5 protein-coding genes are annotated in these 6,595 nt (G+C 70.3%); 1 reads left to right on the top strand and 4 read right to left on the bottom strand.

Going from position 1 to position 6,595, the window contains the following annotated elements; genetic code table 11:
* The first annotated feature begins 396 nt into the window (after positions 1-396).
* Entirely contained in the window at positions 397-1,827 is a 1,431-nt protein-coding gene (locus LCE31_RS34420) for an alkaline phosphatase family protein (protein WP_225021542.1), read from the top strand.
* A gap of 150 nt (positions 1,828-1,977) precedes the next feature.
* Here LCE31_RS34420 and ccsB read toward each other — a convergent pair whose 3' ends face one another.
* The 4 genes from ccsB to LCE31_RS34400 are packed head-to-tail and all read right to left on the bottom strand — an operon-like array spanning position 1,978 to position 6,367.
* Positions 1,978-3,087 (bottom strand): c-type cytochrome biogenesis protein CcsB, encoded by a 1,110-nt coding sequence (gene ccsB, locus LCE31_RS34415; protein ID WP_225021540.1) that lies wholly within the window; start codon positions 3,085-3,087, stop codon positions 1,978-1,980.
* A complete protein-coding gene (resB, locus tag LCE31_RS34410) occupies positions 3,084-4,949 on the bottom strand; it encodes a cytochrome c biogenesis protein ResB (protein WP_225021538.1) in 1,866 nt (621 codons plus the stop codon). The genes ccsB and resB overlap by 4 nt, the downstream gene beginning before the upstream one ends.
* Positions 4,950-4,953: 4 nt before the next feature.
* Positions 4,954-5,676 carry a cytochrome c biogenesis CcdA family protein gene (locus tag LCE31_RS34405; protein WP_225021544.1) on the bottom strand — a complete coding sequence of 241 codons (723 nt, stop codon included), beginning with the start codon at positions 5,674-5,676 and terminating at the stop codon, positions 4,954-4,956.
* Between the two features lie 52 nt (positions 5,677-5,728).
* Positions 5,729-6,367 (bottom strand): TlpA family protein disulfide reductase, encoded by a 639-nt coding sequence (locus LCE31_RS34400; protein ID WP_225021536.1) that lies wholly within the window; start codon positions 6,365-6,367, stop codon positions 5,729-5,731.
* Positions 6,368-6,595: the final 228 nt, after the last annotated feature.

The raw sequence follows: 6,595 nt of genomic DNA, 5'->3' as shown, positions 1-6,595 counted from the left end.
TACCGGCGGTGATACCCGCCCGGGTGTCCCCGTAGAGCCCCGGGAGATGAAGACGGGGTGACATCCGGAAGCGGGCGGCCCGTCCGCCGCCCCGCGCGCCCCTCGTCCGCCGCCGTGCGCCGGACACCGACTCCGTGTCGTACACACCTTATTGACGTGGCGTCAGCAACACTGGCCGGACCGCCTCCCACCAGGCTGCATGCCCGTCCTGTCGCCGCTCCCCCGTCCCGCCGGCTCCAACTGACCACACCCGCCGCGGATTGTGCCGTCGCTCGATCCTTTTGCCGTCGCTTGGCCGGGCGTTCATCGAATGGCTCTGACTTTCCGGGCGCCCGCCCGGAGAGAGTCGTGCACGGCCGGCCCGCCCTGACACGACTCCATGGAAGTGGGTCCCCCATGCCCAGCATGACCCGTCGCAGACTCCTCGGTTCCGCCGCGGGCGCCGTCGCCGGCGGCGCGGCGCTCAGCCTGCTGCCGCCGTCCGTACAGAAGGCGGTGGCCGCGGGCCCCGCCAGGCGCGGCTCGATCGACGACATCGAGCACGTCGTCTGCCTGATGCAGGAGAACCGGTCCTTCGACCACTACTTCGGCACGCTGAAGGGCGTACGCGGCTTCGCCGACCCGCACGCCAAGCGCCTGTCCACCGGCAAGTCCGTCTTCTACCAGCCGGACCCCGGCAACCCCGACGGCTACCTGCTGCCGTTCCATCTCGACACCCACTCCACCAGCGCACAGGCCATCCCCTCGACCAGCCACGCCTGGTCGGTGCAGCACAGCGCCTGGAACAACGGGAAGATGGACAACTGGCTGCCCGCGCACCGCGCGGCCGACGGCAAGAACGGCCCGTACGTCATGGGCTACTACACGCGCGAGGACATCCCGTTCCAGTTCGCGCTCGCCGAGGCGTTCACCGTCTGCGACAACTACTACTGCTCGATGATGGGCCCGACCTGGCCCAACCGGATGTTCTGGATGACCGGCACCGTCGACCCGCACGGCACCCACGGCGGCCCGATCATCAGCAACGTCGCCCCCGACAGCGGCTACACCTGGACCACGTACGCGGAGCGCCTCGAAGCGGCCGGCGTGTCCTGGAAGGTGTACCAGGAGGAGGACGACTACGGCTGCAACATGCTGGAGAACTTCGCCAACTTCAAGAACGCGAAGCCCGGCGACCCGCTCTACGACAAGGGCGTCCAGCCGGGCCCCGCGGGCGCGTTCGAGGACGACGCCCGCAACGACCGCCTCCCGACGGTCTCCTGGATCATCTGCACCAGCACCCAGTCCGAGCACCCGGACTACCTGCCGGCCGCGGGCGCGGACTACGTCGCCTCGAAGATCGAGGCCATCGCCTCCAACCCCGAGGTGTGGCGGAAGACCGCGTTCATCCTCGACTACGACGAGAACGACGGCCTCTTCGACCATGTCGTCCCGCCCACACCGAAGGCGGGCACGGCGGACGAGTTCATCGACGGCCTGCCCATCGGCGGCGGCTTCCGCGTGCCGTGCGTGATCGTCTCGCCCTGGACGGTGGGCGGCTGGGCGGCGGGCGACGCCTTCGACCACACCTCCGTGCTCCAGTTCCTCGAGCGCGTGACGGGGGTGCGGGAGCCCAACATCAGCCAGTGGCGGCGCCGTACGTTCGGCGACCTGACGTCCGCCTTCGGCTTCCGCGAGACGGCGCCCGTCCCGCCGAGGCTCCCCACCGACACGGCCGAGCAGCTCGCGGAGGCGCAGCAGGAGGTGGCGACACTGCCGGCGCCCACGCTGCCCACCACCGACCAGCACATGCCGCGGCAGGAGAAGGGGACACGGCCCCGCCGCTGACCCCTGCTCCGTACCGTCACGCGGGTGTGGGCCGGCCGGGACCCGGAAGGTCCCGCCGGGGCACACCCGTGTGCGTGTCTTCCGGGCCGGGAAAGCCCGGACGCTCCCGCCGGCTCAGCCCGCCGGGAACGCCCGGCCGGCCCGGACGGCTCAGACGCCCGCGTACGAGTGCTTGCCCGTGACGAAGATGTTGACGCCGTAGTAGTTGAAGAGGAAGCACGCGAACGCGACCAGCGCGAGCGACGCCGCCTTGCGGCCCTTCCAGCCGGCCGTGGCGCGCGCGTGCAGGTAGCAGGCGTACGCGACCCAGGTGATGAAGGACCAGGTCTCCTTCGGGTCCCACTCCCAGTAGTGGCCCCAGGCGCTGCCGGCCCAGATGGCGCCCGCGATGATCGTGAACGTCCACAGCGGGAAGACGGCGGCGTTGACGCGGTAGGCCAGCTTGTCGAGGGTGGCGGCGGCGGGCAGCCGCTCCAGGACCGACGTCGCGAAGGCGCTGATCTTCTCGCCCGCGATGAGCTTGGTCTCGTAGCGGTCGCGGAAGAGGTAGAGCAGCGTCGCGACGGCGCCGACGTAGAAGACCGCGCCGCAGAAGATCGCGGTGGAGACGTGAATCCACAGCCAGTACGAGTGCAGCGCGGGCACCAGCTGGTCGCTCGCGGTGTACAGGACGGTGACGGCGAGGCCGAGCGTCAGCAGGACGGTCGTGACGAGCGGCAGCCCGAGCCAGCGGATGTTCAGCTTCCTGGAGGCCAGGAGCCCCAGGTACACGCCGACGGCGACCGTCGAGAACGTGATGGAGAACTCGTACATGTTGCCCCACGGCGCGCGCTGCACCGACAGGGCGCGGGTGAGGACGCCGCCCGCCGCGATGATGAAGGCGAGGATCGTCAGGGCCAGCGCGATCCGGCCCCACATGTCGCCCTGTACGTCGCCGCCGTCGGCGCCGGGGCCGTCCGGCACGTCGCGCGAGCCGGACGCGGAGCGGGTGACGATCTTCGGCCGTTCCAGGACGGTCGTGCCGCCGTTCTTGGTCGCGACCTTGATGGTGACCGTGCCCGTGTCCTTGGTGCCGGCCTCCGCGTCGGGCGACCCGCCGCCGGTCAGCGCGGCGGCCGTACGCGCGACCTTGCTGCGGCTGCCGAAGATCCACTCGAAGATATGGGCGAAGAAGGCCAGCATGTAGACGGCCATGGCCGAGTAGATCAGCACATTGCTGGTATGCGCCAGGTTCTCGTTGGTTGCGGCGGCGAGGATCACTTCTCGGCCCCTTCGGCGTGGTCGGCTGGTGCGACGGCGGCGGATGCTTCCCCCGCGTCGTCGGCGTCAGGATCGGGCGCGGGGGGCGCCTCGGGAATGAGCGTGACGGCCAGGTCGCCAAGCTCCTCGGGGAGTTTCGCGGACTCGCTGCGGCCGAGTCCCGCCATCTCCAGGACGGTGACGCCGTCGGGGCCCGTGACGGCCTTGACCCAGACGCGTCGCCGCTGGATGAACAGGGAGCCCGCGAGTCCGAGGATGGCGGCGATCGCGCCGCCGAGGGCCCACAGTTCTCCGGGCTGGTGGGTGATCTGGAAGCTCGCCCACTCCTTGACCGGACCCTTGTCGAAGGTGATGGAGCCCGCGCCGTCCGGCAGCTTCATCGTCTCGCCGGGCAGCAGGCTCTGCTTGAGGATCTGCCCCTTCGCGTCCTTGAACGGCTTCAGGACCTTCGTGTTCAGCTGGTACACGTTCTGCGGGACGCCGGAGTCGACCCCGAGATCGCCGTGGTACGCGCCGATGTTGAGGACCGGGAAGTCCGGGGCGGGGAACTGCGAGAGCATCTGCCCCTTGCCGCCGAACGTGGGCACGAACAGCGCGGCGAAGCCCAGCTGGTCCTTCTTGCCGCTCTTGTCGCGGTAGCCGTCCATCACCTTGATGGCACCGCTGGAGGAGAGGTTCTTGTCGAACGGCAGCATCGGGGTGGCGCCGTGGAAGACGACCTTCCCCCTGCCGTCCTTGACCGTGACGGACGGCGCGTAGCCGTGCGAGATCAGGTAGACGTTGGAGCCCTCGATCTTCAGGGGGTGGTTCTCCTTGATGACCCCCTTGTGCTCCTTGTCGCCGGGGCCCGCCGAGTAGTGGATGTCCGCCTGGAACTTGCGGGCGGTGCCGACCTCGGGGCCGCTGCGCTCGTACGTGCCGATGAAGTTGTCCAGCGAGAACGAGAACGGGGCGAGGTTCCCCGAGTCGAAGAGCGAACCCGACGTGAAGTCGTCGTACTGGCTGAGCGTGTTGGAGAACCCGTCCTGGTCGCCCTCCATGATCAGCTTGCCGCCCTCCGACTTGAAGAGGGACCCGGAGGCGAAGGCGAGGAGCATCACGATCAGCGCGACGTGGAACATCAGGTTGCCCGCCTCGCGCAGGTAGCCCTTCTCCGCAGCGACCGCGTCACCGACGACGTGGACGCGGAAGCGGCGCCGCCCGAGGACCGCGAGCGCGGCCTCGCGTACGGCCTCCGGCTCGGTGTCCGTGCGCCAGGTGGTGTACGCGGGAAGCCGGGTGAGGCGTCCCGGGGCGCCGGGCGGCCGACCGCGCAGCTGGCCGACGAACTGCCAGGTGCGCGGGATGATGCAGCCGATCAGCGAGATGAACAGCAGGATGTAGATCGCGGAGAACCACACCGAGCTGTACACGTGGAACAGCTGGAGCTTGTCGTAGAGCGGGCCGAGCGTGGTGTGCTCGGTGATGAACGTGTCGACCTTGTTCTGGTCGGCGCTCGACTGCGGGATCAGCGAACCGGGGATGGCGGCGAGCGACAGCAGCAGGAGCAGCAGCAGCGCGATGCGCATCGAGGTGAGCTGCCGCCAGAACCAGCGGGCCCAGCCGATGGGGCCGAGCCTCGGCCCGGCCATGAGGGGTTCCTCGCGGGGCGCGGTGGACAGCTGCGATCCGGCGGCGCCGATCTCGCGGGCGTCGGCCTCGTCGCGCGTCAGGGCGCCGCCGGCCTCTTCCTCGCCGCCCGTCTCCCCCTGGGCGGCGGGCGCCTCTTCGGGCGCGGCGGGTCCGTCGTTTCCGGTGGGCCCGGCGTCCCCGTCCGGGCCACCGGCCCGGCCGCGGCCGGCGTGCGTGTCTGTGTCGCTCATGGTGCTAGATCCCCACCGAGAAGCCGGTTGACCACGACTGGGTCTGTTGCAGGATGCTGTCCCACACCCCGGTCACGAGCAGCAGTCCGGTGGCGACCATCATGGCGCCGCCGATCCTCATGACCCATGTGTAGTGCCGCTTGACCCAGCCGAAGGCGCCCAGGGCCTTGCGGAACGCGACGGCCGCGAGCACGAAGGGCACCCCGAGTCCCAGACAGTACGCGACGGCCAGGATCGCGCCGCGTCCGGCACTCGCCTGGGTGATCGCCAGCGAATTGACCGAGGCGAGTGTCGGTCCGAGGCAAGGGGTCCAGCCGACGCCGAACAGCGCGCCGAGCAGCGGCGCCCCGACGAGGCCGGAGACCGGCCGCTTGTGGACGCGCACTTCGCGCTGGGTGATCCAGGGCATCAGCCCGGCGAAGAAGAACCCCATGAGGATCATGAGGACACCGAGGACCCTGGACAGGGCGGCCCTGTGGTCCTGGAGGTTCTCGCCCACGAAGCCGAACAGGGCGCCGCCGGAGACGAAGACGACCGTGAACCCGAGGACGAACAGGCTCGCCCCGGTCACCATCCGGCCCCGCCTGGCCTGCCCTATGTCGGTACCGGTGATTCCGGTCACGTAGCTGAGGTAGCCGGGCACGAGCGGCAGGACGCACGGCGAGAAGAAGGAGACGAGCCCGCCGAGCACGGCGATCGGCAGCGCGAGCAGCAGCGCGCCGCTCATGACCGTGGAGTTGTACCCCGTCTCGGCGAGCACCTGTACGTCGTGCACAGGATCACTTCTCCGCGATCAGCGGGTCGAGCATCTTCTTCAGCTTGGCCTCGTCCAGGCCCTGGAGCGCGCGGGCGGCGATCTTCCCGTGCCGGTCGAGCACGATCGTCGACGGGATGGCCTGCGGGTTGAGCGTCCCCTTGGGGAAGCCGGAGAGCAGCGAGCGTCCTGACGGGTCGTACAGGCTCGGGTAGGGCACGTCGTAGTTCTTCTCGAACGCGATGCCCTGTTCCTTGTTGTTGTCGCGGGTGTCGATGCCGACGAACCGGACGCCCTCGGGCTCGGTGGCCCTGGCGACCTTCGCGAGGTTGGGCGCCTCGGCGCGGCAGGGCGAGCACCAGGAGCCCCACACATTGAGGACGACGACCTTGCCCTTGAAGGAGGCGACGTCCAGCGCCTTGCCGTCGAGGGTCGTGCCCTTGATGGGCCCCGCGGGCTTGCGATCTCCCTGCGGGACGGTGTCGATGCCGTCCGAGGTGCTCGCGACGAAGTTGGTGTTCCCGCCGCCGCCGGACTTGCCGCTGCCGCACGCGGTGAGCGCGAGGGCGGCGGTGACCACGGCGACCGGCAGGACGGCGGCACGCGTCAGCCGCCGGCGGCGCGTGGGGGCCGTGGTGCGTCGGAGGGCGCGACCGAAGTTCATGTGAAAAGTTTCGCATGGGCGTTTCGGGCGATCCCGCCCACCCCCCTGGGTGTCCGCGCCGCCCCAAGGGCCCGTTGTAAGGACGGGATGAACCGGACCTGTGGGGACACCTCCCGGCGGACGTTGGTGGATGGACCGTCCGAGCGGGCCGGGGGGGGGGGGGGGGGGGGGGGGGGGGGGGGGGGGGGGGGGGGGGGGGGGGGGGGGGGGGGGGGGGGGGGGGGGGGG

Origin of the sequence: Streptomyces sp. 8L (genome assembly GCF_020176795.1) — a bacterium.
Lineage (GTDB): Bacteria > Actinomycetota > Actinomycetes > Streptomycetales > Streptomycetaceae > Streptomyces.
This window is presented reverse-complemented; position numbering and strand designations above follow the sequence as displayed.

What these genes read in the sequence shown, in the direction of transcription:
- LCE31_RS34420 (WP_225021542.1), top strand. Translation starts at nt 397, where the DNA reads ATGCCCAGCATGACCCGTCGCAGACTCCTCGGTTCCGCCGCGGGCGCC.
- LCE31_RS34400 (WP_225021536.1), bottom strand. Translation starts at nt 6,367, where the DNA reads ATGAACTTCGGTCGCGCCCTCCGACGCACCACGGCCCCCACGCGCCGC.
- LCE31_RS34405 (WP_225021544.1), bottom strand. Translation starts at nt 5,676, where the DNA reads ATGAGCGGCGCGCTGCTGCTCGCGCTGCCGATCGCCGTGCTCGGCGGG.
- resB (WP_225021538.1), bottom strand. Translation starts at nt 4,949, where the DNA reads ATGAGCGACACAGACACGCACGCCGGCCGCGGCCGGGCCGGTGGCCCG.